This is a genomic window from Streptomyces sp. NBC_00435 (genome assembly GCF_036014235.1).
In the GTDB taxonomy this organism is placed as follows: Bacteria; Actinomycetota; Actinomycetes; order Streptomycetales; family Streptomycetaceae; genus Streptomyces.
The window spans coordinates 5,535,720-5,561,754 of record NZ_CP107924.1 but is presented as its reverse complement, the minus strand read 5'-3'; the positions used below and the strand labels follow the sequence as shown (position 1 = coordinate 5,561,754).

The window sequence follows — 26,035 nt, the reverse complement described above, 5'->3', positions numbered from 1 at the left end:
TGCCACGAAACAGGAGGAACCGTGCGATCCATATGGAACGGGGCAATCTCCTTCGGCTTGGTCAGCATTCCGATCAAGCTCGTGAACGCCACCGAGAGCCACTCGATCTCCTTCCGCCAGATCCACATGAGCGATGGCGGACGGGTCCGCTACCGCAAGGTCTGCGAGCTGGACGGGGAGGAGGTGTCGACCGCCGAGATCGGGAAGGGCTACGAGGAGGCGGACGGGTCGATCATTCCGATCACCGATGAGGATCTGGCGCAATTGCCGATCGCGACCGCCAAGACCATTGAGATCGTTTCGTTCGTGCCCGCCGATCAGATCGATCCGCTGCAGATGGACGCGGCGTACTACCTCGCGGCGAGCGGGGGGACGGCGGCCAAGCCGTACACGCTGCTGCGGGAGGCGCTGAAGCGGAGCCGGAAGGTCGCCATCGCGAAGTACGCGCTGCGGGGGCGGGAGCGGCTGGGCATGCTGCGGGTCGTCGACGACGTGATCGCGATGCACGGGCTGCTGTGGCCGGACGAGATCCGGACGCCGGAGGGCGTCGCGCCGGAGGGCACGGTGTCCGTGCGGGAGGCCGAACTGGACCTGGCCGATGCGCTGATGGCGACGCTGGGGGACGTGGAGATGGACTCGCTGCACGACGACTACCGCGAGGCGGTGGAGGCGATGGTCGCGGCGAAGGCGGGCGGGTCGGACGGGGCGGTGGCCGCGCCGGCGGCTTCGGAGGAGGCCGGGGGGCAGGTCATCGACCTGATGGCGGCGTTGGAGAACAGTGTGCGGGCGGCGAAGGCGTCTCGGGCGGGGGCGGACGGGGCGGACGGGGGCGATGCGGAGGTTACGCCGATTCGGCGGAAGAGGGCCGGGGGCGCCGCCGCGCCGAAGGCGGTGGGCGGGAAGAAGTCGACCGCGTCGGGGGGTCGGGACGGGGCTGAAGCCGGTGCCGGTGGCGGTGCCGGTGGCGGTGCCGGGAAGAAGTCGGCGGCCGCGGCGGCTGCGAAGAAGACGGCCTCGGCGGCGACCACGGCGGCGAAGAAGACGGCCTCGGCCAAGGGGTCGGCCGCGAAGAAGACCGCCTCGGCCAAGGGGTCGGCCGCGGCCAAGGCCAGTACCGGGACCGGTGCCGCTGCCACGAAGAAAGCCGCGACGCCGCGCAAGCGGTCCTCCGCCTGAGGGGGTCCGCCCTGCGGGGCTTGTCCCCTACCCGCCCTTCCCCCGTTCCCCGGGCTCCGCCCGGACCCGTGGACCCCGAACTCCGCGCGGACCCGTGAACCCGGGACTCCGCCCGCACCCGTAGGGGCCCGGCTACTGCCAGGTGCGGCGGTCCCTCGCCGTGGCGTAGAGGGCTTCCACGTCCGGGGGTTTGAGGGTGGTGGGGGTGTTCATCAGGAACGGGGTCGTGGTCGACGGGGTGAGGACTCTGACGTCGCGGAGCGTGGGGGTGACCTCCAGGCGGTTGGCGTCCACGACCGCCAGGACCGGGGTCACCGAGGCCGACAGGGCGCGGGCCGCGTACGCCGCCTCGAGGCGGGCCGTGCGCGGGGCCGGAGTGGGCCCGGTACGGCCCACCGCGAGGAGGAGGTCACCGACCACCGCGCGCTGGCGGCGGGCCTGGACCGTACGGAGGCAGAAGATCCCCGGCGGGCCGATGATCAGGTGGTCCGCGATGCCGCCGACGGAGTGCAGGACCCGCCAGTCCTCGACCTCGGCGAGCGCGTCCAGTACCTCGCCCATCCGCTGGCGCGCCATGAGCTCCTGGCGGAGCCGATGGCGGGCGCGGGTGCCCGCGGAGCCGTGGGCGAGCTCGCCTAGGAGCTCCTCCCCCGGGCGGTTCGGCGCCAGGTCCTCGTCGGGCGGGAGTGCCAGGCGGAGCAGGTCCGCGGCGGTGGGGACGGGCGGCGGGCCGATCGCGACGGTCCCGGTCAGGTACGGGCGTAACACCGTCAGGATCTCCTCCCGGCGCTCGTCCGCCAGCACGCTGATCCGGTTGGCCCGCCGGTCGTACCAGGCGACCGCCCGGCCGTCGGGCAGGTTCACGTAGAGCCGGCCGCGGCCTGGCCGACCGCTCGGCAGCACCTTCAGTCCCCGCGAAGCCATTGGCCTCACCCCCGCCGTCCATGGGAGCAGCCCGGGCCCCCGGCGGCAATCCCCCGGATGTGTCCTGTCCCATCCCGCCAGGCCTGCCCCCCGCCGGTGCGCGCCCGGGTGCACCGCGCGTGTGCCGGGTTCGCGTGGCGAGTGTCCGCCGGATGTCCGCCGGGGGGGGGCGGTCCCCCGGGGTGGGGCCGTGTAACGACTCCGCCGGGTCGCTGAGGCGTGGCTGTTACAGAAGCAACGCGATACCGCAACGGCCGGTGCATACGTTTGTCCCACCTGGACGCAGGACGCACCAGGGCCTGACCCGCACCGAAGGACACCCCGTGAACACCGTGAGCCGCAGCCGCCGCACTCTCGTACGCGCCGCCGCCGTGGCCGTGTGCGCCGGCACCCTGCTGGGACTCCCGGCGGCCGCCGCGCTCGCCGACGGGGTGCCGTCCGTTTCCGCCCCGCAGGCGGGGGCTCGTCAGCGCACGCTGGTCAAGACCGTCTCCCTCGCCGACGGCGTCTCCACGGCGAACGTGTACCGCGTAGCCAAGGACGCCTACCAGGCCGAGGTCCTCAACCCCGACGGCTCCCAGGCCGCCACGCTGACCAGCCGTGACGGCAGCACCGGCCTCGGCGACTCCGGGAAACTGCACCTCGCGCTCCAGGCCGACGGCCGGCTCAGCTCCTGGGTCGGGGACGCCGGGAGCGGCACCCCCGGCACCGCCGGCACCCCCGGCACCCCCGGCACCGGTGGCCACGGGCACAAGACCGCGAGCCGGGACGGCCACGTCGTCCTCGCCTCCGCGGAACTGCGCTCCGGCTCGGGGGCCGCCGAGGCGCTGGGCCTGCGCACCCTGGCCGACGGCCCCGGTGACGGCATGGTGCTGCTCGCCGCCGGCGGCGGCATCGCGGCGATCGGCGCCGCCGGGCTGGGCTTCGCGATGCTGCGCCGCGGACGCACGGACGCGTAGGCAGCCCGGTCCACCGGCGCGTGGCGGCCCGGGGCACTCCTCCCCGGCGCCACTCCGGGCGGGCCGCACCCACGGGCAGAAACGATGCGGCTCTGCTTACTGTGGATGCGCACAGGGTCGCGGGAGAGGAGGGCGCACGGATGATGAGCTCCCCCTCCGGCGCCCGTCCCGCCCGTCCCGGCCGTCGCGCCGCCACCGGGCTGCTGGCCGTTCTGCTCCTGCCGCTGACCGCCGCCTGCGGTGACACCGGCGGGCTGGTCCCCGCCGGGGCGACCCCGACGCGAGCGGACCCGTACATCTGTGGCCGGGGCGCGCGGGGGCCGTCGTACCGCCCGCCGATCCCGGGGGCGCGCCGCCCGAGTACGTTCCCGGGATCGCGCCCGTCCCGGACCAGAACGTCCACGTGATCGATCCGGTGGCCCTCGTCCAGGCCGAGCTCCGGGCTCACCAGAACGTCCAGACCGGGCCCGACGGGATGCCCGGGGAGACCTCCACCGCGATCAAGGCCTGCGGCACGGACGGAGCCGATCCGACGAACTGCCCGGTGCTGACGCCGTACTACCGGGACCTCACCGGCAACGGCAAGGACGAGTTGATCATCGGCATCGAGTACCCCGAGCAGCAGATGTCCGTACGCGTGTACACGGCGGACGCCGAGGGCCGGCTCAACCGGATCATGGCGACCACCGACACCGTCATCAGCGTCGAGCTCGCCGGACGGGACGTCATCGTGCGCGTCCCGAGCGGCAACGCGGGCTACGAGGTGAACACCACCTGGTCCTGGGACTCGACGCAGCGCTCCATGCTGCCGACGCGCGAGCAGATCGTACGGGTGCCCGGGCAGGGTTCCGGTTCCGGTTCCGCCTCCGGGTCCGCTTCGGGTCCGGTCGCGAGCCCAGGTCCGGCGGGAGTGTCGCGGTGAGACCCCGGCTGCCCTCGTGGACGGCCACGCTGACCTGGAAGTCCGCCTGTTTCATCGTGGTGATGTGCTGCTCGCTGGCGGCGGTGCTGGGCGTGCTCGTGCACGTGGAGGTGACCCGGCAGACCGTCGCGACGGCCCGGGAGAAGGCGCTCGGCAAGCTGCACGACGCCTCGCGTGCCTACGAGGCTGGCGAGGTGCTGCCGCCCGAGTCCGGACTGGATCCGCCCGGGCTGCCGGACCAGCTGCGGGCGCTGGCCCTGTCCGGGCAGCGCGGGACGGTCGTGTCGGACTACGAGGGCCGGCAGCTGATGTGGGCGGCGGCCCCGGCCGACGGGAAGGCCTTGGCCACCGCGGTCGACTACGGGCAGAGCGCGCGGACGATCAGCGGCCTGGACAACGCGATCATCGGGTCCTCGGTGCTGGCCATCGGCGGGACGCTGCTGGTCGGCGCCTTCGCCGTGACACGGGTGACCCGGCGCCTGCACCAGACGGCGACGGTGGCCCGGCGGATCACCCAGGGCGACCTGGACGCGCGGGTCGGGGACCCGCGGACGAAGGATCCCTCCCGGCACCAGGACGAGGTGGCGACGGTGGCGGCCGCCCTGGACACGATGGCGGGCAGCCTGCAGACCAAACTGCAGAGCGAACAGCGGTTCACGGCGGACGTCGCGCACGAGCTGCGCACCCCGCTCACGGGCCTGCAGGCGGCGTCGGAACTGCTGCCGCAGGGGCGGGCGACGGAGCTGGTGCAGGAACGGGTCCGCACGATGCGGCAGCTGACGGAGGACCTGCTGGAGATCTCCCGGCTCGACTCGGGCAGCGGGGAGGTGGAGACGGACCTGCACCAGCTGGGGCGCCTGGCGAACCGGGTGGTACGGGCCTCGGGGACGGTCACGGAGGTGGTCGTGGTGCGGGACGCGCACGTGGAGACGGACCGGCGGCGGCTGGAGCGGGTGCTGGGGAACCTGGTCACCAACGCCCACAAGCACGGGCGGGCACCGGTGGTGGTGACGGTGGACGGGCCGGTGGTGACGGTACGGGACCACGGCGACGGGTATCCCGAGTACCTCGTGTCGCACGGCCCCCAGCGGTTCCGCACCGGGGGCGGGGGCAAGGGACACGGGCTGGGGCTGACGATCGCGGTGGGGCAGGCGGAAGCCATCGGCGCGGAGCTGCTGTTCCGGCAGGCGGCGGACGCGGGGGGCGGGGCGGAGGCGGTACTGACCCTGGTGGAGACCCGGGTGGAGGAGTGAGCGGCGCCCCCGCAGGCACCGGCCGGCCCCGCGGCGCCCCCCGGCCGGCCCGGCCGTCGGCGTAAGGCCCCGGCCGTCGGCGTAAGGCCCCCGTCACCCGCCATCAGGCCGTCGGCGGGGTCGGCTTCGTCCAGGGCCAGCGGAGCTTCGGCTTGCGGGCGTCCGGGGCGTAGGCGTACTTCCAGCCCTTCTGGAGTCCCAGGCGCTTCGAGTAGCCCGCCGCGACCCGTTCGTAGAGCAGCACCGTGGGTGCGCCGCCGTCCGGGTCGGGCACCGGGATCTCGTACCACTTCGGCGGGTGGCCGGTCGGGCCGAGGAGGATCGGAAGGGTACGGCCGTCCATCGGGCCGCCCTCGAAGGAGGTGGGTTGGCTTCTCACCCCTCCAGTCTCACAGCAGGTGGGCCGCCTCGGAGACCACCGGGATCACGCGGCGGGCCAGCACCCCGACGGGACCGTCCGCCGATTCGAGCGCGAGGGCGGCGCGGGCCGCCGCGGCCGTCTCCGGGTCGGTGGCGGCCGTCGCCGTGAGGAGCGCGATGAACTGGTCCACCAGCCAGTCCCGGAGGGAGTCGACCTCCGGCTGCTTGCCCTCGTCGATCCAGATCAGCGAGGCGGCCTCGACCGCCGTGATCCACGTGCGCACCATCATCCGCAGGCGCGGCCCAGGGGCCGGTACGCCGATGTGGAAGAGGATCGCCTCGGCCGCCGCCCGGCGGATTCCGTCGACGGTGGCGGTGGTGCGGGAGGTTTCGACCACGCTGCCGCCCTGCAGGAGCGCGGAGAAGCCGGCATCGTGTTCGTCGACGAAGGCGAGGTACCGGTCCAGGGCCCGGGAGAGCCGCTGGGTCAGCGGTCCGTCCTGGGGTTCGGCGAAGCAGAGCCGCAGGGCGTCGGCCGCCGAGCGCAGGGCGGCCTCGTAGAGCTGCTGCTTCCCGCCGGGGAAGTAGCGGTAGACGAGGGGGCGCGAGACACCGGCGGCCTCGGCGACGTCGTCCAGCGAGACGTCCTCCGGCGCCCGGTGCGCGAACAACGTCAGGGCCGCGTCGAGGAGCTGGGCCCGCCGTTCCTCGACGCTCATCCTGCGGTACGCCCGTACGGCTGTCATCTCCGCAGGGTAGCCGCACCGGCGTGAGTTCAGGCGAGGAGTCCCGAGCTCTTCCACAGCTTGCGGCCGACCCCGCGCATCAAGCCGATGTCGTCGAGGAAGTCGGTGAGCCGCTTGGCCCCGGTCTGCATGACCTCCCGGCGGTGGCCGCTCGCCCTGACCTGGGCGAGGGCCTCGCCCCGGTCGAGGCCGATGTTGTCGTACACCTGGGGGTTCACGAAGGCCTGCGCGAAGACGCGGGCGGCCTGGCCGCAGCTGACGCGGGTGAGTTCCTGCTCCCAGCGCGGGGCCGTGAGCATCTGGTGGCGCAGTTCCTCGCGGGCGTAGCGGACGTGGCGGGCCTCCTCGATGACGTGGATGCGGGTGACTCCGCGCACGAGGGGCTGGACGCGCTCGTCCGGGAAGGTCAGGCGCTGCATCCAGTCGAGGATCTCCTCGCCGAGGAGGGTGCAGGCGAAGGAACCGGGGGTGGTGGAGATGGTCTTCAGCACGCGGGCGAGGTTGTGGTTGGTGCGGGAGACCGGGTACTCGGGGGCGCCGCCCGTCTTGATCATGCGGGCGAACATCATCGAGTGGCGGCACTCGTCGGCGATCTCGGTGAGTGCGTACCGGACGTGATTGCTGGTCAGCCGCTTGTCGTAGATGTGCCGGGTGAGCAGCTGCATGAGGATGATCTCGAACCAGATGCCGAGCGACCCGAGCGCCGCCGCCTCGTGGCGGGAGAGTTCGATGCGCTGCTCCTCGCCCATCCGCTTCCACAGCGGGGTGTCGAAGAGGGAGAGCAGCTCCGGCGGCCAGTAGTACTTGCCGTCGATGGGCGGGGCGTCCCAGTCGAGTTCCTTGTCCGGGTCGAAGGAGTGCTTCGCCGAGGATTCGAGCAACCGCTCGGCTATCTGCTCGCGATCCTTGAGCAGGCCGAGGGCGTCGCGCAGCTCGGCTCGTTCGGTCACGGTGGTCATGGATTCGGACACCTCGTCGTCGAGTTACCGGCGGTCACCTCTTATGAGACTGCCTGTCAGCAAGACCGTCAATCCCCCACGCACGACTTGTTGACCGCGCGTCTACCAACGTGTGACGCTGCCAACTGTCCGGTCCGGTCCTGTACGGAATTTGTACACGGCTACGCGAGACTTGGGGGCGCCAGTGTCAACGCACGAGCTCTACACCAATGACCCGGGTGGAACCGTCTGGTCGGTCCCCGCCTCCGGCAGTGCCCGCTTCAGCTGGGAGTACGCGGAGGGCCGCGAGCGGCTGCTCGCGCTGTACCAGAAGGGCAAGGACAAGCAGTGGGACGGCGCCAAACGCATCGACTGGGACATCGAGGTGGACCCGTACGATCCGCTGGGCACCCCGGACGAGGCGCTGCCGCTGCACGGCACCCGACACTGGGCCAAGCTCACGGAGCGGGACCGGGGCGAGCTGCGCCGGCACTACAGCGCGTGGAACTTCAGCCAGTTCCTCCACGGCGAGCAGGGCGCGATGGTGTGCGCGGCGCGCATCGTCGAGTCGGTGCCGGACCTGGACGCGAAGTTCTACTCCGCGACGCAGACCATGGACGAGGCCCGGCACGCCGAGATCTTCGGGCGGTTCCTGCACGAGAAGATCGGAATGCTCTACCCGATCAACGACAGCCTGCAGGGGCTCCTCGGCGACACCCTGCGCGACTCCCGCTGGGACATGCCGTACCTGGGGATGCAGGTGCTCATCGAGGGGCTGGCGCTGGCCGCCTTCGGCATGATCCGCGACACCACCAACAAGGCGCTGCCCAAGCAGATCCTGGCCTACGTGATGCAGGACGAGGCACGGCACGTGGCGTTCGGGCGGATGGCGCTGCGCGACTACTACAAACAGCTGTCGGACGCCGAACTGCGCGAGCGCGAGGAGTTCGTGATCGAGGGCTGCTACCTGATGCGGGACCGGCTGCGCGGGGTGGAGGTGCTGGAGAACTTCGGCATCCCCCGCAAGGAGGCGGAGGACTTCAGCGAGCGCTCCGAGTTCCTGGCGCTCTTCCGCAAGCTGCTGTTCAGCCGGATCGTGCCGTGCGTCAAGGACATCGGGCTGTGGGGCGAGCGACTGCAGAAGGCGTACCTGGACATGGGCGTCTTCGAGATGGGGAACTCCAACCTGGACCTGCTGATGAGTCAGGACGAGGAGATCGCCGAGGCCCTCGACCGGGAACGGTTCACGGCCGAGGAGCGGCTACGGGTGGCGGAGGTGGCCGAGGCCGTCGCCGACGGAGCGGCCTAGGCCGGTGGGAACTGCTCGCGCAAGGTGAACGCGTACGGGGTCGGACCGTGTTCCCGCAGGTGGGTCAGGCGTTCCTCGGCGTCCGCGACCGTGGGGCGCTCCCCCGCCGGGACCCACCACAGGGCGGTCATGGCCTCCTTGACGTGCTCGAACCACTCGCGGCGCCGGGCCATCAGCTCGCGGTGGCGCCCCGCGTACATGAAGGCGTTCAGGGACGCGGCGTCCTGCCAGACCGACATGTTGATGATGATCCACTCGTCGTCGAAGACGGCCACGTCGGTCGCGTCGCCCCCTTCGCCCTCCAGTCGCCAGACGAACCCCTGCGCCGCGTCCGCGACCGCGTTGACGTGGTCGAGGCCGTCGACGAAGTCCTTCAGTTCGGGGGATGCGAGGGAGTACTTGAGCCGGGATATGTTCACCTGGGCGAGTTCGTAGGTCATTCCCCCACGGATATCAGGAACTCCCCTGCCCCAGCCGGCGGTTTCAGGGGGTGGACAGCGCCGCCTCCATCACCGCCCGGGCGATCGGCGCGGCCGCGCCGTTGCCGCTGATGTCGCCGCGGACGGCCGAGGCGTCCTCCACGACCACCGCGACGGCGACCGCCGGCGGGCGCCCGCCCCCGGGCCCGGCCCAGGAGATGAACCAGGCGTACGGGGTGCCCGCGTTGCCGACTCCGTGCTGCGCGGTGCCGGTCTTGCCGCCGACCACCGCGCCCGGGATCGCCGCGTTGCGGCCCGTGCCGTTCTCCACCACCTTCACCATCAGCTCCTGCATCCGCATCGCGGTCACCGGGGTCATGGCCCGGCCGAGGCTGCGCTGGCCGGTGCGGCGGACCGGATCACCGTCGTCCTGTGTCGTGCGGTCCACCAGGTAGGGCGCCTTGAGCTCCCCGCCGTTGGCGACGGCCGCCGCCACCATGGCCATCTGCAGCGGCGTGGCCCTGGTGTTGAACTGGCCGATCGAGGACAGGGCCAGCTGGTCCGGGCTCATGTCGGTGTCGAAGTTCGACCGGGACACCCAGGAGGGCACCCGCAGTCCGCCGTCGTTGAACCCGAACCTGCGCGCCGTGTCGGTCATCGCGCGCAGCCCGACCTGTACGCCGATCTTCGCCATCACCGTGTTGCACGACCACTGGATCGCGTCGGCCATGGAGGCGTCCGCGCAGCCCGTGCCCGCGTTCGGCAGCAGGGTGCTGGTGCCGGGCAGCGGGTACGGGTCCGGGGTCTGGGTCGGCGCGTCCACGTCGGTGACCACGCCCGTGTCGAGGGCGGCCGCCGCCGTAACGATCTTGAAGGTGGAGCCGGGCGGGTACGTCTCGCGCAGTGCGCGGTTGAGCATCGGCTTGGTGGGGTCCGCGTTGAGCCGCTCCCAGGCCTCCTTGACCCGCGCCCCGGTGCCGGAGAGCACCGCCGGGTCGTAGGAGGGACTGCTGACCAACGCGAGGATCCGGCCCGTGGCGGGCTCCACCGCGGCGACCGCGCCCCGCTTGCCCGCGAGTCCGGCGTACGCGGCCAGCTGCACGTTCGCCCGGACGGTGGTGGCGGCATCACCGCCGCCCGGACGCCCGCGCGAGAGCTCGTACCAGAGCGGGAAGGCCGAGAGCCCGGGATCGGTGCCGGAGAGGACGGCGTCCTCGGCGCGCTCCAGGAAGCTGGTCCCGTAGGTCTGGGAGGAGAAGCCGGTGACCGGTGCGTAGAGCGGGCCGTTCTTGTACGTCCGCTCGTAGCGCAGCAGCTGGCGGCTGTCCCGGGAGCCGGTGACGGGACGGCCGTCGACGGTGATCTCGCCGCGCGGTTCGGCGTAGCGCTCGATGGCGGGACGCTTGTTTGCCGGGTTCGCCCCGTAGCCGGCGGACTCCCAGACCTGCACACGGGCGACGTTGACCAGCAGGGCGACAAGCAGCAGGGCGCAGAAGTACGCGCACCAGCGGATGTAGCGGATCACGCTTCGGCCTCCTCGGCCGGCCGGGGTCTGCGGGCGCTGTCGCTGAGCCGGACCAGGACGGCGACGATGATCCAGTTGGTGACGACGGAGGAGCCGCCCTGGGCGAGGAAGGGCATCGCCATGCCGGTCAGCGGGATCAGACCGGTGACTCCGCCGGCGATGACGAACACCTGGAGCGCGACGATCGAGGCGAGTCCGGTGGCCAGCAGGCGGCCGAAGGGGTCGCGCAGGGCGAGCCCGGCGCGGAAGCCGCGGGCGACGAGGAGCCCGTAGAGGAGCAGGATCGCGGTGAGGCCGACGAGGCCGAGCTCCTCACCGGCGGTGGCCAGGATGAAGTCCGATTTGGCGGCGAAGCCGATGAGGAAGGACTGGCCGTGGCCGAGCCCGGCGCCGAGGAGTCCGCCCGCTCCGAAAGCGAAGAGGGACTGGGCGAGCTGGCCGGGGCCGTCTCCGCGTTCGATGGAGGCGAAAGGATTCATCCAGTCGTCCACACGGCTGTTCACATGCGGCTCGAACGTTCCGACGGCGTACGCGCCCACGGCGGCGAGCAGCAGCCCGATGGCGATCCAGCCGATCCGGCCGGTGGCGGTGAACAGCATGATGACGAAGAGGCCGAAGAAGAGCAGCGAGGTCCCGAGGTCGCGTTCCAGAACGAGCACCCCGACGGAGAGCAGCCAGATGGCGAGGATCGGGCCGAGGACCCGGCCGGGCAGCAGCTTCAGCTTCCAGAACAGGGTGCGGCCGGTGAGGGCCAGGGCGGTGCGGTTCGCCGCGAGGTAGGCGGCGAAGAAGACGGCGAGCAGGATCTTGGCGAACTCCCCGGGCTGGAAGGAGAGTCCGGCGAAGCGGATCCAGATGTGCGCGCCGTTCACCGCCGGGAAGAACACGGGCACCAGCATCAGCCCCAGCGCGGCGGCGACGGACAGGTAGGCGTACCGCTGCAGCACCCGGTGGTCGCGGAGCAGTGCGACCGCGAGCACGAAGAGCGCCATCCCCAGCCCGGACCAGCGCAGTTGGTCCCCGGCGGTGACGTTGCCGGGGGTGGTGGCGTCGAGGCGCTGGATGAGGACCAGGCCGAGGCCGTTGAGCAGGACGGCGATCGGGAGCAGCAGCGGATCGGCGTACGGGGCGAACAGCCGGACGGCGAGGTGGGCGACGAGTGCCGCGACGGCGAGTCCGGCGGCGTAGTGGGCGGCCGGGCGGGGGATGTGGCCGGTGGTGGTGAGGCCCACGTAGAGATGGCCGAGGACGGAGATCAGGACGGCTCCGCAGAGCAGCGACAACTCGACTCCGCGGCGCTTGGGAGCGCGGGCATCGGGTGGCGGTGGCGGGGCGGGCTCCGCCACCTGTGCCGTCAGAGCGGTCATACGGGGAAACGTAGCAAGGAGCCGGGTCGTATGTCCGCTTATGTCATAGTGTGCCGAAGAGTCGTCAGAACCGGTCGGAAGCGAAGTAGCGGATCAGGAGTCTCTCCCATGGGACCTGCGGAGTTCATCGTCCTGGCCTTTCCGGAGGAACAGCTGCGGGTCGCGGCGGTCGAGGCGGTGATGGGGTTGCGCAAGGCCGGGGTCGTGCGGCTGATCGACGGCCTGGTGGCCACTAAGACGGCGGCCGGCGAGGTGCTGGCGGCGGAGTTCGACGAGTTCGTCGAACTCCGGGGCCTGCTCGCCCACCGCGAGGCCGCCCCGCTGATCGGCCCGGAGGACGTCCGGGAATCGGCCGGGCTGATGGACCGCGGCAGCTGCGCACTGCTCCTGGTCGTCGAACACGTCTGGGCCGAGGACGCCGCGATCGCCGTCCGCGCCGCGGGCGGCCGGATCGCGGGAGCGGTGCGGCTCCCGGCCGACCGGGTGGGGGCGGCCTGATGTTCATCCGACCCATCGGCTCCGTCGTGAACCCCTCCCTGCGCCCCTCGGGCAGCCCCCTGCTGCGCGGGATCCTGGCCCGCGGGGCCTACGTCTGGGACGCGGCCCGGCAGGATGCCCCGCGCTCCCCGCAGGACGCCGGCGGCGGATCGGCCGCCGGCGCCGGGCCTGCCGCCCCCGCCGATCCCGGAACCGGCCCCACCGCTACGGCCCCCACGGCCTCCACGCCGCCCGCGGCCTCCGGGGAATCCGCGGACGGGCACTCCGGCCCGCGCCCGGACCTGCCGGCGGCGGGCGGAACCGACCTCACGGAGCGGCTGACCCAGCTGTCGGCCCTGGCCCGCGAGGGCCTGCTGACCCCGGAGGAGTTCACGGCGGCCAAGGCCCGGCTGCTCCGGGACTGACGGTGCGGACGGCCCGCCGCCGAAGCGGTTTCCGGCCCGCCGCCGGACGTACCGCGCCGGACTCCCCACCCCCGCCAACCGGGTGACCCGCGCGACCGGGCCGACACCGCTGGGCGATTTGTCATACCGGGCATGGCAGCATCGGCCGCCTGGAGGTGACCACATGTCACGTCGACGACGGCATCGGCTGCTTCGCGCCGCCTGCCTCGCCGCAGCCCTCGTCGCGGCGGGCCCGCTCCCCGCCGCCCACGCCGGGCCAGCCGCACCCGGGGTACCCGGAGCGGCCGAAACATCCGAAACGTCCGAAACGGTCGGAGCGCCCGGCGCGCCGGAAGCACCCGACGCACCCGGCGCCCCCGCCGCCCCCGCCCCCGCCACCGAGCCCGTCGGCGTCCTCCTCACCCGGCTCCGGGGCCTCTACCAGCGGGCCGAACAGGCCACCGAGGCGTACAACGCCGCCGAGACCGCCCTCACCGCCCGCCAGGGCGAGGAGCGCCGGCTCAGCACCGAGCTCGGCAAGGCCCGTACCGCCGTCACCGGCGCCCAGGCCACCGCCGGCCGGCTGGCGCGCGAGCAGTACAAGGGGGGCCGCGCGTTCTCCCCCTACGCCCGGATGCTGTTCGCCGGGGACCCTCAGGGGGCCCTGGACCAGCGCCGGATCGCGGAGCGCGAGGGCGCCCGGCGGGCCGCCGCGCTGGACCGGCTGACCCGCGGCGAACAGCAGGCCGACGCCCTCGCCACCGCCGCCCGCAAGGCCCTGGACTCCGAGCAGAAGCTGGCCGCCGACACGAAGAAGCACAAGGACGAGGCCGCCGCGCAGCTGGGGGAGGTCGAGCGGCTGCTCGCCTCCCTCACTCCCGCCCAGCTCACCGAGCTGGGGACGCGCGAGGCCGAGGACACCGCCACCGCGCAGCGGGAGCTGGTCGAATCGGGGAAGCTCGGCGCGCAGTCCCGTACCCCCACCGCGGCCGGCGGCACGGCCCTCACGTACGCGACCGCCCAGATCGGGAAGCCGTACGTCTGGGGCGCCGAGGGGCCTGCCTCCTTCGACTGCTCCGGGCTGACCTCGCAGGCCTGGGCGCACGCGGGCCGCGCGATCCCCCGGACCAGCCAGGAGCAGTGGGCCCAGCTGCCCAGGGTGCCCCTGGACGAGCTCCGGCCCGGGGACCTGGTGGTGTACTTCCCGACCGCCACGCACGTGGCCCTGTACGTGGGCGACGGCAAGGTGATCCAGGCGCCCCGGCCCGGCGCGAAGGTCAAGGTCTCGCCGATCGCCGCGAATCCGCTGCTCGGCGCGGTCCGGCCCGACCCCGACGGGGCGCCGCTCCCCGCCTTCAGCCCGCCGCCGCTCCCCGAGTCCGGGGCCGCGGCGGCGGGGGACGACACGGGCTACTCGGAGGAGGACGCTCCCGCGACCTCCGACAAGTAGTCCGCCGCGTCCTCGGGGTCGTAGAAGTACGCGTCGAAGTCGGCCGGGTTGTCGAAGCCGTTGGCGAAGCGGTCCGCCACCGGCTGGAGCTGCCCGGCCGCGCCGATCAGGTTCAGCACGTGCTCGGGCGGGACGCCGAGCATGGCGTTCGTCCACTGGGTGGTCGGCTTGCCGCTGGTGAACCAGTACTTGTCGAAGGTGGCCTTCATCCACGCCTCGTCGAACGGGCTGTCCCCGTGCATGAGGATCGACGAGAGGTACGAGGCGGCGCACTTGGCGGCGGAGTTCGAGCCCTGCCCGGTTATCGGGTCGTTGGCGACGACCACGTCCGCGACGCCCAGCACCAGACCGCCGCCGGGCAGCCGGCCGACGGGATTGCGCACGACGGGCGCGTAACGGCCGGCGAGCGTGGCGCCCGCGTCCGTCAGCTCCACCTTCGTCGCCCGCGCGTACTCCCAGGGCGTGAACTTCTCCATCAGTTCCAGCGTCAGCGCGAGGTGGGCCGCCGGGTCCTTCACGCCCGCGAAGACGTCCAGCGGGCCGCCCGGGACGCCCTCCCAGAACAGGATGTCGGCCCGGCCGGAGGTGGTCAGTGTCGGCATCACGAACAGCTCGCCGACGCCGGGGACCAGGTTGCAGCGCACGGCCTCCGTCTGCGGGTGCTCGGGCCGCGGACCGAGCCCGTGCACGTACGACACCGCGAGCGCGCGCTGCGGGGCGTCGTACGGGGAGCGGGCCGCGTCCCGGCCGAACAGCGAGACCAGCTCCCCCTTGCCCGCCGCGACCAGCACCAGGTCGTAGGTGCGGGAGAAGAAGTCGAGGTCGGAGACCGAAGCACCGTGGATGACCAGCTGGCCACCGCGCTGCGCGAAGGTGTCGAGCCAGCCGGCCATCTTCACGCGCTGGTCGACGGACTGGGCGTGGCCCTTCAGCTTGCCCAGCCAGTCGATGGCGCGGCTGGTGTCGGGGGCGGCGACGGAGACGCCCAGGCCCTCGATCTTCGGGGCCTGCTGCTCCCAGAAGTTCAGCTGGAGGTCCCGCTCGTGCTGGAGCGCGGTGTCGAACATGCACTGGGTGGACATGACCCGCCCGGTGCGGATCTCGTCCGCCGTCCGGTTGGACATGAGGGTGACCTCGTACCCCTTCGCCTGGAGTCCGAGGGCGAGCTGGAGGCCGGACTGGCCGGCACCGACGACGAGTATCTTGCGCATGTGCACGTTCTCTATTCGGGGGTCGAGTCGAGGGCGTGGCCCACGAGGGTCAGCAGGGATTCCAGTACCGTGACCCGGCGCCTCGCGTCCATGATCACCACGGGTACGCCGGCCGGTACGGTCAGCGCCTCCCGCACGTCGTCCGGTTCGTACGAAGGCGTGCCCTCGAAGTGGTTGACGGCGACGGCGTACGGCAGCCCGCAGCTCTCGAAGTAGTCGAGCGCCGGGAAGCAGTCGCGCAGCCGCCGCGTGTCGGCGAGCACGATCCCGCCTATCGCGCCCCGCACCAGGTCGTCCCACATGAACCAGAAGCGCTCCTGGCCGGGCGTCCCGTACACGTACAGGACGAGGTCGTCGTCGAGCGTGACGCGCCCGAAGTCCATGGCGACGGTGGTGGTGTGCTTGTCCGGGGTCGCGGTCAGGTCGTCGGTCGGGGCGGCGGCCTCGGTCATCACCGCCTCGGTGCGCAGCGGTTCGATCTCGGACACGGAACCGACGAACGTGGTCTTGCCCACGCCGAACCCGCCCGCCACCAGCACCTTGACGGCTACGGGCGCGCGTGAGCGGTCGTACTGCCAGGGCTGTACGGGCTCGTCCGGGTTCGGGTCCTGGACGAGGAGCCCGGTTTCAGAGACGGCGGAGCCCACTGAGCACCCTTTCGAGCAGCGCGCGGTCGGGACGGCCGCTGCCGTGCCCGGTCCCGTAGACGCGGATCCTTCCCTGGTCGGCGAGGTCGCTGACCAGGACGCGGACCACGCCGAGCGGCAGCTTCAGCAGTGCGGCGATCTCGGCGATCGTGCGCATGCGGCGGCAGACCTCGACGATCGCCGGCATCTCCGGCATCCGGTCGGGCTTCCGCGGCTCGGACACCTTGGTGTCGAGGGTGGCGACGAAGGTCTCGACGTTCAGGATCTGCGTGAAGCGGGTGCGGCCGCCCGTGAGGGAGTACGGGCGTACGCGGGCGGGACGGCGGTCGGCGCCGCGTATCGGCAGCCGGTCGGAGGCCGGACTCCTCACGGGGTGTTCTCCATCGACTGGCGCAGCTCACTGCGGACTTCGGGGGTCAGGACGTGGCCGGCGCGGCCCACGAACAAGGCCATGTGGTAGGCGACGACGCTCATGTCGCAGTCCGGCGTGGCGTGCACTCCGAGGAGCGATCCGTCGCTGATGGACATGACGAAGACGGAGCCGTGCTCCATCGCCACCATCGTCTGCTTGACCGGGCCGCCGTCCATCAGGGCGGCCGCGCCCGTGGTGAGCGAGCCGAGACCGGAGACGATGGTCGCGAGATCGGCGGACGCGCCGCGCGGGCCCTTGGGGCGGGCGGCGGCGGGCGTATCGGGTGCCACCGGGTCGGAGGACAGCAGCAGGAGCCCGTCCGAGGACACGACGGCCACGGAGTTGACCCCGGGGACCTCCTCGACCAGGTCGGTCAGCAGCCATTGAAGGTTGCGGGCCTGGGTGCTCAGTCCGTACGTACTGGGCGCGTTCATGTGCGTGCCTCCTGTGCGGTGTCCCCCCGGTCGGTCTGCCCCTGGTCGGTCCACCCCTGGTCCTGCGGCCGGTCCTGCCGCCGGTCCTGCGCTCGCTCCTGCGCGAGCTCGGCCTCCACCACGCGCCGCCCGTCCTGGGCGCCCCGGTAGAACCCGCCGAGCCTGCGGCGCAGCTCACCGGCGTCCACCCGGCCGGGCGCGGGGCGCGCGTCCCCCGCCTGCCCGGTGGCCACCACGCGGGGGGTCCGCTTGGGGAGGCCCTTGTCGGTGAGGGGTTCCGCCACGGGGACGCCGACGGGTGCGGGCGCCTCGGCCGGGGCCTGCGCGGTGGACGGCTGCTCGGCCGGCACCTCCGCCTGCGGCGGCACGCGGAACACCTGCTCGGCGGGCACCTCGGCGAGGGGCCGCACGGTGAACACCTGCTCGACGGGCACACCCACGGGCCTGTCCGCGGGCCCGTCGACCGGGGCCGGGACCCGGAACACCTGCTCCGTGGGCGGCAGCTGACCGGCCGGGGGCGCGAACGTCGGCGGAGCGGTCTCCGCGGCCACCGTCCTGACGGGCAGTTCCCCGGTCGGCGCCGTCGCGGCCTCGTGGGCCGGCTCGGGCTCGGGGAACGGCTCGGGCTCGGGGAACGGCTCGGGCTCAGGGAACGGCTCGGGGAACGGCTCGGGCTCGGCGAACGCCTCCAGGGCCGGGGCCGGCACCGGGACCACGGCGGGCTCCGGGACTCCGAAGGACTCGGCAGTCACGGCGGGCTGCGGGGCCGCGGTGTCCGCCGTGGGCTCCGTCGGGATCGGTGTCTCCGGGGCGACAGGGCCCCGTGCCCGTGCGGGAAGCGTGTTCTCGTTGGCCTCCGCGACCACCCCGGGCAGGTGCAGCGCGGGTGCCCCCGGCGTGCCCAGGGTGTGGACCGGCGAGGCCGGCGGGGTGGCGGGCAGCAGCGCCGCCGGTACGACGACCAGGGCTTCAGTGCCGCCGTGCCGCGAGGTGCGCAGTTCCGCGCTCACGCCGTGCCGGGCCGCGAGCCGTCCGGCCACGTACAGGCCGAGGCCCAGGCCGTGCTCCGACTCGGGCTCCTCGTCGTACGCGTCGGGCGTGGCCAGCCGCTCGTTCAGCGTGCCCAGCCGGTCCCCGGTGATGCCGATGCCCTCGTCCACGACGGACAGCACCACGTCGCCGGAGTCCAGCAGCCATCCGGCCACCTTCACCCTGGCGTCCGGCGGCGAGAAGGTCGTCGCGTTCTCCAGCAGCTCCGCGAGCACGTGCGAGATGTCGTCGGCGGCGTGGCCTGCGACCTGCGTGTACGAGGGCAGCACTCCGAGCTCGACGCGCTCGTAGCGCTCGATCTCGCTGACCGCCGCCCGCATGACGTCCACCAGCGGCACCGGCAGGCCCTGCCCGTGGCCGTGCTCCTGGCCGGCGAGGACGAGCAGGTTCTCGTTGTGGCGGCGCATCACGGTCGCGAGGTGGTCGAGCTTGAAGAGGGTGGAGAGGCGGTCCGGGTCCGGCTCCTCGGACTCCAGCTCCTCGATGACGGCGAGTTGCCGCTCGACGAGCCCCAGGGTCCGCAGGGACAGCGACACGGAGGTGGTCGACATGATACGGCGGTGCTCCTCCAGCCCCGCCCGCAGCTGCGCGAGTTCGTCCTCCAGGGCCTCGCGGCCCGAGGAGAGCGCCTCGTTGCGGCCGATGATGCGGCGCCGGTCGGCGTCGAGTCCGGCGATCCGGGTGTGCAGGGAGACCGTCTGGTCGCGCACCCCGTTGAGGTGGCGCACGACCTCGGCGAACTCGTCGTTGCGGCCGGTGAACCGGACCGGCTCCACCGAGCCCTCCGGCGTCGCCAGCCGCGCCGCGCCGCGCCGCAGTACCGACAGCGGGCGGGTCAGGGAGCGGGCGACCGCGGTGGAGATGCCGATGGTGAGCAGGAACAGCACGCCGAGGAAGGCCAGCAGGCTCTCCAGCGCGGTCACGTCGTCGTCCCGCAGCGCCGCGAGGGAGGTGGCGCGCTGGGAGGCGAGGGTGGCCTCGACCGAGCGCATCCGGTCCACGCGGGCGGTGAGGGCCGGTCCTACGGTGCCGGGGTCGAGTTTGCGGTCGGCGGCGGAGAGGGTCGGCCTGTCGGTGAGCCGCTTGAGGTAGTCGTCGGCCGTCTTGACCTCGGGGCCGGTGACGGTGGCGGCGAGGGTCTGGCGTACGTCGGGACGCGCGGCCCGCGCGAAATCGTCGAGCGCGCCCTGCTCCCGTACGCGCGCCCGCTGGGCGGCGGTGGTGAGTTCGTCGACGGCGGCGGCGCCCGGGGACTGTTCGCCGCGGGGGACGGCGAGCGCGGCGAGCAGCAGCCCCCGGGTGGCGGAGGCCTGTTCGGCGGCCTGGCCGAGGGGGGCGAGGGGGCGGGTGGTGACGAGGGCGTCCGCGGCGCGCGGAGGGGTCAGTTCGGCGAGCCGGGCACCGGGGGCGAGGAGTTCGGCGATGACACCGGAGTAGGCCTGGTGGGCGGCGAGGGCGCTGCCCCTGCCCTCGAGGGCCTCGGTGCGGACGGCACGGACCCGGCCGAGGGCGCGGGCGAGTTCCTCGTCGGCGTCGGCGTCCGCCCGGACCTCGGCGAGCTGCCGGTCGGTGCCCGCGGTGCGCTCCCGGACCGCCGCCTGCGCGGCGCCGGGGCGGCCCTTGGCCACGTACTCGGTGACCGCGTCGCGCTCGTCCCCGAGCAGGTGGGCGAGGGTGAGGGTCTGCCGACTGCGGTCGGCGAGGGTGACGAGGTGCTGGGAGTCCTTCAGGTCGGCCGAGGCGGAGACGGCCGCGGGCGCTCCCGCCGCGAGGACGGCGAGCCCGGCCACGGCGACACCGATGACCAGCCTGCGGCGCACGCGGACCCGGCGGCCCGCGGGAGCGGTCGCGCCGGCCGGGCCGTCGGGGGCTCGTCGGTCGGGTGCGGTGCCGTCGGGTGCGGTGCCGTTCGCGACGGTGCCGTTCTTCCGCGGCCGCTTCTTCTGCACCGGTGCTCGCAATCCTGTACGTGTGCCGCTCGTGCTCGTCTGCTCGGGTGGCCGAGGTGACGGCCGGCCGGCGAGTGAACGCCTCCTCGCCCCCGTTGTACCGCTGCGCTGTACCGCCGTACCGCCTCAGACCTTCGCAGTGAGTTGGGGGGAGGGCCGCACATCACCCACCCGGCCACACGAAGGAGTGAACAGCACGGAGGAGTTGGCGACCAACTCGACGACCGGGTGTCAGGCCGCGCCCGTGGACGGGTGGTTGAAAGATCGATGCGGCTTTTGGCAGGATGCCCGCCCACATACCGGCGGTCACCCCACTGGCCATGGGCGTTTCCTTCTGCCCCACCCGCCCCACTCATCCCGCTTTGGTCCGTACCTTTCCCGGGTTTTACCGCCCCACGACGCCCCACGCGGGCAGAATGTCCCCATGCGCATCGATCTCTCCTCGGCCCCCGGCAACCCGGAACGCCCCAACGAGGACTGGGTGTCGGCCGCGGTGCCCGCGTCGGGCGGCGGGGTCCTCGTCGCCCTCGACGGGGTCACCCCGCCGCCGGGCGACACCGGGTGCGCGCACGGAGTCCCCTGGTTCGCGGCCCGCCTCGGCGGCCGATTGACCGAACTGTCCGGATCGCGAAGGGACATGCCCCTGGACCGGATCCTGGCGGCGGCCATCGGGGCCACCGCGGACACGCACCGGGACACCTGTGACCTTTCTCACGTGCGGACCCCGCAGGCGACGGTGGTCGTGGTCCGTTGGGACGGGTCCTGGATCGAGCACCTGGTGCTCTCGGATTCCGTACTCCTCCTCCAGGCGCCCGGCGGCGAGGTGCGGGCGGTCCTCGACGACCGGCTGGACCGGATCCCGCGCGAGCGGCTGCGTACGGAGGCCTCCGCGGACGAGCTGCGCAATGCTGAGGGCGGCTTCTTCACCGCCGCCGCGGACCCGGCGGTGGCGGCCCGCGCGGTGACCGGGCGGACGCCGCGCGCGGAGGTCCGGGCGCTGGCGGCGCTCACCGACGGGGCGAGCCGGTGGACGGACACGTTCGGGGAGGGCGACTGGGCCGAGTGCCTGGCCGTGCTGCGCAAGGAGGGCGCGCAGTCGCTGATCGACCGCGTCCGGGCCCTGGAATCGGACCCCGGCCGCCCCCACCGCCGCGGCAAACGCCACGACGACGCGTCGGCGGTGTACGCGGAGCTGTAGGGGCGGCGGCGGGGGCTTCAGTGGCTTGTGGGGGCTTCGGCGGCTGTGGGGCCTGAGTGCCCGTAGGGATCGCCTGCCCCCTGCGCTACGCCCCTCCTGCGCCACTCCTCTACTCCTCGCCCGCGTTCAACTGGTTCAGGAGCCGGGCCAGTTCCGCCACTTCCCCCCGGTCCCAGTCCGCGAGCTTGCGCATGTACTGCTCGCGGCGGGCGCCCCGGACCCGCAGGAAGCGCTCCCGCCCCTCCTCCGTGAGCCCGACCAGGAAGGCCCGGCCGTCCGCCGGATCCGGTTCGCGGGCCACCAGGCCCAGGACCTCCAGGGCCCGCAGCTGCCGGCTCATCGTGGCCTTGCCGACCCCGAAGTACCCGGCGAGCTCGGTCGCCCGCTGTCGGCCGGCGGCCTCCAGGCGCACCAGGAGCCCGTACGCCGCCGGTTCGAGCTCGGGGTGCAGGGCGCGCGCCATCTCCCCGGACGAGGCGCGGGCGCGCCGGAGGAAGACGGACAGCTCCCGCTCCAGGGCAAGGAACTCCTGGTCTTCGCTCCCGTGCACGTCCCGCTCCTTCGGTGGTGTGTGGGGCACCAGTATTTCGCAGCGGGTACGCCGGGGGCCCGGGACCCCGCCGCGGTCCCCCCGGACGGAGTCCGGGGGAGGGATCCCGGGCCCCGTCCGGGCGGGCCGGGTCAGGCGACGGCCGTCACCGGGACGGCGTCGGCGGTGAGGGCCAGCTCCAGCACCTGGCGCACGTCCGTCACCGGGTGCACCTCCAGCCCCTCCAGCACCTCCGCCGGTACATCGTCCAGATCGGCCTCGTTCCGCTTCGGGATGATGACGGTGGTCAGCCCCGCCCGGTGCGCGGCCAGCAGCTTCTGCTTGACCCCGCCGATCGGCAGCACCCGCCCGGTCAGCGACACCTCACCGGTCATGGCCACGTCCGTGCGGACCTGCCGCCCGGAGAGCAGCGAGGCCAGCGCCGTCGTCATCGTGATGCCCGCACTCGGGCCGTCCTTGGGTACCGCGCCCGCCGGGAAGTGGATGTGCACGCCCCGGTCCTTCAGGTCGGCGACCGGGAGTTCCAGCTCGGCACCGTGCGAGCGCAGGAAGCTGAGCGCGATCTGCGCCGACTCCTTCATCACGTCCCCGAGCTGGCCGGTCAGCGTGAGCCCGGCCGCGCCCGTCTCGGGATCGGCCAGCGAGGCCTCGACGAACAGCACGTCACCGCCCGCCCCGGTCACGGCGAGACCGGTGGCCACTCCGGGTACGGCGGTGCGCCGCTCAGACGGGTCCTGCGCGGACTCCGGTACGTGGTGCGGCCGTCCGATGAGGTCCCGCAGGTCGCCGGCGCCGATCCGGTACGGCAGTTCCCGCTCCCCGAGCTCGTGCTGGGAGGCCACCTTGCGCAGCAGCCGGGCGATGGACCGCTCCAGGGTGCGTACGCCCGCCTCGCGGGTGTACTCCCCCGCCAGCCTGCGCAGCGCGTCCTCCTCCAGGACCACTTCCTCCGCGCCCAGGCCGGCCCGCTCCAGCTGCCGGGGCAGCAGGTGATCACGGGCGATGACGACCTTCTCGTCCTCGGTGTAGCCGTCGAGGCGCACCAGCTCCATGCGGTCGGCGAGGGCCTCGGGGATGGCCTCCAGCACGTTCGCGGTGGCGAGGAACACCACGTCGCTCAGGTCCAGCTCCACCTCCAGGTAGTGGTCCCGGAAGGTGTGGTTCTGGGCCGGGTCGAGAACCTCCAGCAGCGCCGCCGCCGGGTCGCCCCGGAAGTCGGAGCCGACCTTGTCGATCTCGTCGAGCAGGACGACCGGGTTCATGGACCCCGCCTCCTTGATCGCCCGTACGATCCGGCCGGGCAACGCGCCCACGTACGTACGCCGGTGCCCGCGGATCTCGGCCTCGTCCCGGACGCCGCCGAGGGCCACCCGGACGAACTTGCGCCCCATGGCGTGGGCGACGGACTCCCCGAGGGAGGTCTTGCCCACCCCGGGCGGGCCCACGAGCGCCAGCACGGCACCACCCCTGCGGCCGCCGACGACTCCCATGCCCCGCTCGGAGCGCCGCTTGCGCACGGCGAGGTACTCGGTGATCCGGTCCTTCACGTCACCGAGCCCGGCGTGCTCGGCGTCCAGGACGGCGCGCGCTCCGCGGATGTCGTACTCGTCCTCGGTCCGCTCGTTCCAGGGAAGTTCGAGGACGGTGTCCAGCCAGGTGCGGATCCAGGACCCCTCGGGGGACTGGTCGCTGGAGCGCTCCAGCTTGTCGACTTCCTTGAGGGCGGCCTCCCGTACCTTCTCGGGCAGGTCGGAGGCCTCGACCCGGGCCCGGTAGTCGTCGGACTCCTCCCCCTCCTTCTCCCCGCTGAGCTCGCGCAGTTCCTTGCGGACGGCTTCCAGCTGCCGCTTCAGCAGGAACTCGCGCTGCTGCTTGTCGACGCCGTCCTGCACGTCCTTGGCGATGGACTCGGCGACGTCCTGCTCGGCGAGGTGGTCGCTGAGCGCCTTGACCGCGAGCCGCAGCCGCGCGACGGGATCCGCCGTCTCCAGCAGCTCGACCTTCTGGGCCGTGCTCAGGAAGGGCGAGTACCCGGAGTTGTCCGCGAGGGCGCCCACGCCCTCGATCTGCTGCACCCGGTCCACGACCTGCCAGGCCCCGCGCTTCTTGAGCCAGCTGGTGGCGAGCGCCTTGTACTCCTTGACGAGCTCGGTGACGGCCCCGGGCAGCGGATCGGGGACGGCCTCGTCCACGGTCTCGCCCTCCACCCAGAGCGCGGCCCCCGGCCCGGTCGTCCCGGCCCCGATGCGGACCCGCCCGCGCCCGCGGATCAGCGCCCCGGGATCCCCGTCGGACAGCCGTCCCACCTGCTCCACGGTCCCGAGCACGCCGGTCCCGGCGTACGTCCCGTCGATCCGGGGCACGAGCAGCACCTTCGGCTTCCCACCCGCGGCGGCGGCCTGCGCGGCCTCCACGGCGCCCCGCACCTCGGCATCGGACAGGTCCAGCGGAACGACCATCCCGGGCAGCACGACCTCGTCGTCAAGCGGCAGCACAGGCAGGGTGAGCGTTACGGACGTCGAAGCCATGATCTTCCCTCCGGCAGTGAAGTTGAGCTATGCCGACTCAATGCATGTGCGTGCCGCAATGTTCCCCAACCGCCGTTCGCCGGGGGCGAACACCCGGTGAACGCCCCGGACCCCGGTGTCAGTGGCCGCTGGCACGATGCCGGACATCGCCGCGCGCACGGCCGGACCATCACCACGGGCAGAGGGAGAGACATGGGCACCTGGGACATCGGCCCCTTCGACAACGACACGGCCGCGGACTTCGCCGGCGACCTCGACGAGGCGCCCCGGGAGGAGCGGGAGGCCATCATCCGCAAGGCCCTGGTCCGCGCCATCGGGACCGCCGGTAGCGCTGGCACCGCCGGCACCACTGGCACCACTGGCACCGAGGAGTACCTCGACCAGGACGTGGCGGTGGAGGCGGTCGCCGCGGCGGCCCTGGTCGCCGCGCAATGCCCGGGGGGCGAGCCCGTGACCACCGCCTACGGCCCGGACTCGCCCGTCCCCCGGCTCTCCGCCGACCTGCGCGACCTCGCCGTCCAGGCCCTCGACCGCGTGGTCACCGAGCCCAGCGAACTCATGGAGCTCTGGGGCGAGACCGACAGCGCCGGCCCCTGGCGGGGAACCGTCGCCGGGCTCCGGAACTCCCTGCTGCCCCCCGCGCCGGCGGACGACCGCTCCGGCGTGAGCCCTGCCTGAACGCCCGTTCGAGGCAGAGCTACTCTCGGTGCATGTACGTGGAAAGCGTGGGGGTCACCGCCGTCCGGGAGTGGGTCATCCGGAACGCGAAGGGCAAGAAGTTCGTCTACGAGTCCGCCGCCGAGGCCTTCGGGGAGCTCGACGAGTACGGGCCGGGCGCGCAAGTGCTCACGCGGCGGGTGTACCGGGCGATGTTCCGGACCAAGCCGATCGAGGACTGGCAGGTCGTGGAGGCTCCGTAGCGCGGCGCCCGGCCCGGCGGACCGCTCGGTCCCACCAGACGGCTCAGTCCAACCAGCCCGCTCGGACGGATCGGACCGCTCGGCCGGCTCAGGCCACTCGGACGGCTCAGACCGCCGCCGTCGAGATCCTGATGTCTCCCGACGAAGTGCGCACCGCGAGGCGTGCGGTGGCGGACGGGTCCGCGGGGACCGTGACCTCGCGCTCGCCCGAGTCGGTGGAGACGTCGAGTGCGTACGGGGCCTGCGGGACGCTCACCCTGGCATCGCCCGAGGAGGTCTCCACGGCGACCGCCCCCGGCGCCTTCGCGAAGGCCAGGCGGACGTCGCCGGAGTCGGAACGGGCGTCCGCGCCCGGTCCGGCCAGCGCCTCGGCCGTGATGGAGCCGGAAGAGGTACGGATCTTCAGCGGGCCGGAGATCCGGACGGCCCCGACCGCGCCGGAGGAGGTCGCGATGTCGGCACCGGCCACGCCCGCCACCGTGATGCGGCCGCTGCTGCTGTCGAGCCGGACCGTGGCGGAGGCCGGGACCTCCAGCCGGTAGTCGATGGCACACCGCCCGGAGCAGCTGCCGTTGGTGAGGGTCAGTACCCCGCCGGAGACCCGCTGTGCGGGCTCGGGCACGAGGTCGCCGCGGTAGCGGACCGTACGGCGGACGGCGACGCCCGGGCCGGTGCCGGCGACGACCTCGATCGATCCGCTGCGGGCGTCCGCCACGTCGACCGCGGTGACGGCCCCGGTCACGGTGGTGTCGGCGCTCGCCGTCTTCTCCGGACCACCCCGGGTGACGAGCGACCCGACGGAACACCCGGTGAGCAGCAGCCCGGTGGCGAGTGCAACGGCGGTGTACGTGGCGGTGGTGGCGGCCGTCGTGCCGCGCGGACTCGTCTTCGTCGTCATGCCTCCGAT

26 protein-coding genes are annotated in these 26,035 nt (G+C 73.1%); 11 read left to right on the top strand and 15 right to left on the bottom strand.

Going from position 1 to position 26,035, the window contains the following annotated elements:
- The first annotated feature begins 21 nt into the window (after positions 1 to 21).
- Positions 22 to 1,176 (top strand): non-homologous end joining protein Ku, encoded by a 1,155-nt coding sequence (ku, locus tag OG389_RS25675; RefSeq protein WP_328300804.1) that lies wholly within the window; start codon positions 22 to 24, stop codon positions 1,174 to 1,176.
- Positions 1,177 to 1,308: 132 nt separating this feature from the next.
- Here the strand turns inward: ku and OG389_RS25670 are convergent, their stop codons facing one another.
- A complete protein-coding gene (locus tag OG389_RS25670) occupies positions 1,309 to 2,100 on the bottom strand; it encodes a nuclease-related domain-containing protein (RefSeq protein ID WP_328300803.1) in 792 nt (263 codons plus the stop codon).
- A gap of 323 nt (positions 2,101 to 2,423) precedes the next feature.
- Here OG389_RS25670 and OG389_RS25665 point away from each other — a divergent pair, with 323 nt between their 5' ends.
- The 3 genes from OG389_RS25665 to OG389_RS25655 all read left to right on the top strand — a co-directional run bounded on the left by OG389_RS25665 (position 2,424) and on the right by OG389_RS25655 (position 5,234).
- Positions 2,424 to 3,059 (top strand): hypothetical protein, encoded by a 636-nt coding sequence (locus tag OG389_RS25665; protein WP_328300802.1) that lies wholly within the window; start codon positions 2,424 to 2,426, stop codon positions 3,057 to 3,059.
- Positions 3,060 to 3,462: 403 nt separating this feature from the next.
- The gene (locus OG389_RS25660) at positions 3,463 to 3,981 is read left to right on the top strand and encodes a hypothetical protein (RefSeq protein WP_328300801.1); all 519 of its coding nucleotides are present in this window, start codon (positions 3,463 to 3,465) and stop codon (positions 3,979 to 3,981) included.
- On the top strand, positions 3,978 to 5,234 hold the full coding sequence (locus OG389_RS25655) for a HAMP domain-containing sensor histidine kinase (protein ID WP_328300800.1): 1,257 nt from the start codon (positions 3,978 to 3,980) through the stop codon (positions 5,232 to 5,234). Before OG389_RS25660 ends, OG389_RS25655 begins: the two co-directional genes overlap by 4 nt.
- Before the next feature lie 103 nt (positions 5,235 to 5,337).
- Here OG389_RS25655 and OG389_RS25650 read toward each other — a convergent pair whose 3' ends face one another.
- Genes OG389_RS25650 through OG389_RS25640 form a run of 3 tightly spaced genes read right to left on the bottom strand, consistent with a single transcriptional unit; the run spans position 5,338 to position 7,299 of the window.
- The gene (locus OG389_RS25650) at positions 5,338 to 5,577 is read right to left on the bottom strand and encodes a hypothetical protein (protein WP_443059459.1); all 240 of its coding nucleotides are present in this window, start codon (positions 5,575 to 5,577) and stop codon (positions 5,338 to 5,340) included.
- 46 nt (positions 5,578 to 5,623) lie between these two features.
- Complete coding sequence (locus OG389_RS25645) at positions 5,624 to 6,340, bottom strand: TetR/AcrR family transcriptional regulator (protein ID WP_328300798.1); 717 nt, start codon at positions 6,338 to 6,340, stop codon at positions 5,624 to 5,626.
- Between the two features lie 29 nt (positions 6,341 to 6,369).
- On the bottom strand, positions 6,370 to 7,299 hold the full coding sequence (locus OG389_RS25640; RefSeq protein WP_328300797.1) for an AurF N-oxygenase family protein: 930 nt from the start codon (positions 7,297 to 7,299) through the stop codon (positions 6,370 to 6,372).
- 184 nt (positions 7,300 to 7,483) lie between these two features.
- Between OG389_RS25640 and OG389_RS25635 the strand changes: the two genes are divergently transcribed.
- Positions 7,484 to 8,587 (top strand): ferritin-like domain-containing protein, encoded by a 1,104-nt coding sequence (locus OG389_RS25635; RefSeq protein WP_328300796.1) that lies wholly within the window; start codon positions 7,484 to 7,486, stop codon positions 8,585 to 8,587.
- Here OG389_RS25635 and OG389_RS25630 read toward each other — a convergent pair.
- Genes OG389_RS25630 through OG389_RS25620 form a run of 3 tightly spaced genes read right to left on the bottom strand, consistent with a single transcriptional unit; the run spans position 8,584 to position 11,898 of the window.
- Positions 8,584 to 9,027, bottom strand: a complete 444-nt coding sequence (locus OG389_RS25630) for a DUF3291 domain-containing protein (protein ID WP_328300795.1) — start codon at positions 9,025 to 9,027, stop codon at positions 8,584 to 8,586. The genes OG389_RS25635 and OG389_RS25630 overlap by 4 nt on opposite strands.
- Before the next feature lie 43 nt (positions 9,028 to 9,070).
- Entirely contained in the window at positions 9,071 to 10,531 is a 1,461-nt protein-coding gene (locus OG389_RS25625; RefSeq protein WP_328300794.1) for a penicillin-binding transpeptidase domain-containing protein, read from the bottom strand.
- Positions 10,528 to 11,898: an FtsW/RodA/SpoVE family cell cycle protein gene (locus OG389_RS25620; RefSeq protein ID WP_328300793.1), complete on the bottom strand. Its 1,371-nt coding sequence runs from the start codon at positions 11,896 to 11,898 to the stop codon at positions 10,528 to 10,530. The genes OG389_RS25625 and OG389_RS25620 overlap by 4 nt, the downstream gene beginning before the upstream one ends.
- Positions 11,899 to 12,006: 108 nt before the next feature.
- On the opposite strand from OG389_RS25620, the gene OG389_RS25615 reads away from it, so the two are divergent.
- The 3 genes from OG389_RS25615 to OG389_RS25605 all read left to right on the top strand — a co-directional run bounded on the left by OG389_RS25615 (position 12,007) and on the right by OG389_RS25605 (position 14,229).
- Positions 12,007 to 12,396, top strand: a complete 390-nt coding sequence (locus tag OG389_RS25615; RefSeq protein ID WP_328300792.1) for a DUF6325 family protein — start codon at positions 12,007 to 12,009, stop codon at positions 12,394 to 12,396.
- Positions 12,396 to 12,800: an SHOCT domain-containing protein gene (locus OG389_RS25610; RefSeq protein WP_328300791.1), complete on the top strand. Its 405-nt coding sequence runs from the start codon at positions 12,396 to 12,398 to the stop codon at positions 12,798 to 12,800. The genes OG389_RS25615 and OG389_RS25610 overlap by 1 nt, the downstream gene beginning before the upstream one ends.
- Before the next feature lie 163 nt (positions 12,801 to 12,963).
- Positions 12,964 to 14,229 carry a C40 family peptidase gene (locus OG389_RS25605; protein ID WP_328300790.1) on the top strand — a complete coding sequence of 422 codons (1,266 nt, stop codon included), beginning with the start codon at positions 12,964 to 12,966 and terminating at the stop codon, positions 14,227 to 14,229.
- Here the strand turns inward: OG389_RS25605 and OG389_RS25600 are convergent.
- The 5 genes from OG389_RS25600 to OG389_RS25580 are packed head-to-tail and all read right to left on the bottom strand — an operon-like array spanning position 14,190 to position 19,932.
- A complete protein-coding gene (locus tag OG389_RS25600) occupies positions 14,190 to 15,440 on the bottom strand; it encodes a styrene monooxygenase/indole monooxygenase family protein (RefSeq protein ID WP_328300789.1) in 1,251 nt (416 codons plus the stop codon). The two genes, OG389_RS25605 and OG389_RS25600, sit on opposite strands and share 40 nt — an antisense overlap.
- Before the next feature lie 11 nt (positions 15,441 to 15,451).
- Positions 15,452 to 16,087, bottom strand: coding sequence for a GTP-binding protein (locus OG389_RS25595; protein WP_328300788.1), 636 nt, complete (start codon positions 16,085 to 16,087; stop codon positions 15,452 to 15,454).
- Positions 16,068 to 16,457 carry a DUF742 domain-containing protein gene (locus tag OG389_RS25590; protein WP_328300787.1) on the bottom strand — a complete coding sequence of 130 codons (390 nt, stop codon included), beginning with the start codon at positions 16,455 to 16,457 and terminating at the stop codon, positions 16,068 to 16,070. Before OG389_RS25590 ends, OG389_RS25595 begins: the two co-directional genes overlap by 20 nt.
- On the bottom strand, positions 16,454 to 16,933 hold the full coding sequence (locus tag OG389_RS25585) for a roadblock/LC7 domain-containing protein (RefSeq protein WP_328300786.1): 480 nt from the start codon (positions 16,931 to 16,933) through the stop codon (positions 16,454 to 16,456). Before OG389_RS25585 ends, OG389_RS25590 begins: the two co-directional genes overlap by 4 nt.
- Positions 16,930 to 19,932, bottom strand: a complete 3,003-nt coding sequence (locus OG389_RS25580) for a sensor histidine kinase (RefSeq protein WP_328300785.1) — start codon at positions 19,930 to 19,932, stop codon at positions 16,930 to 16,932. The genes OG389_RS25585 and OG389_RS25580 overlap by 4 nt, the downstream gene beginning before the upstream one ends.
- 424 nt (positions 19,933 to 20,356) lie before the next feature.
- Between OG389_RS25580 and OG389_RS25575 the strand changes: the two genes are divergently transcribed.
- Positions 20,357 to 21,130 carry a protein phosphatase 2C domain-containing protein gene (locus tag OG389_RS25575; protein WP_328300784.1) on the top strand — a complete coding sequence of 258 codons (774 nt, stop codon included), beginning with the start codon at positions 20,357 to 20,359 and terminating at the stop codon, positions 21,128 to 21,130.
- 109 nt (positions 21,131 to 21,239) lie between these two features.
- Here the strand turns inward: OG389_RS25575 and OG389_RS25570 are convergent, their stop codons facing one another.
- Positions 21,240 to 21,716: a MarR family winged helix-turn-helix transcriptional regulator gene (locus tag OG389_RS25570; protein ID WP_443059458.1), complete on the bottom strand. Its 477-nt coding sequence runs from the start codon at positions 21,714 to 21,716 to the stop codon at positions 21,240 to 21,242.
- 95 nt (positions 21,717 to 21,811) lie between these two features.
- A complete protein-coding gene (gene lon, locus OG389_RS25565; protein ID WP_328300782.1) occupies positions 21,812 to 24,208 on the bottom strand; it encodes an endopeptidase La in 2,397 nt (798 codons plus the stop codon).
- Positions 24,209 to 24,400: 192 nt separating this feature from the next.
- Between lon and OG389_RS25560 the strand changes: the two genes are divergently transcribed.
- Both OG389_RS25560 and OG389_RS25555 read left to right on the top strand, forming a co-directional pair.
- The gene (locus OG389_RS25560; RefSeq protein ID WP_328300781.1) at positions 24,401 to 24,886 is read left to right on the top strand and encodes a DUF4259 domain-containing protein; all 486 of its coding nucleotides are present in this window, start codon (positions 24,401 to 24,403) and stop codon (positions 24,884 to 24,886) included.
- 32 nt (positions 24,887 to 24,918) lie between these two features.
- The gene (locus OG389_RS25555) at positions 24,919 to 25,128 is read left to right on the top strand and encodes a hypothetical protein (protein ID WP_328300780.1); all 210 of its coding nucleotides are present in this window, start codon (positions 24,919 to 24,921) and stop codon (positions 25,126 to 25,128) included.
- A 106-nt stretch (positions 25,129 to 25,234) separates the two neighbouring features.
- On the opposite strand, the gene OG389_RS25550 is transcribed toward OG389_RS25555, so the two are convergent.
- The gene (locus tag OG389_RS25550; RefSeq protein ID WP_328300779.1) at positions 25,235 to 26,026 is read right to left on the bottom strand and encodes a DUF4097 family beta strand repeat-containing protein; all 792 of its coding nucleotides are present in this window, start codon (positions 26,024 to 26,026) and stop codon (positions 25,235 to 25,237) included.
- Positions 26,027 to 26,035 lie beyond the last annotated feature (9 nt).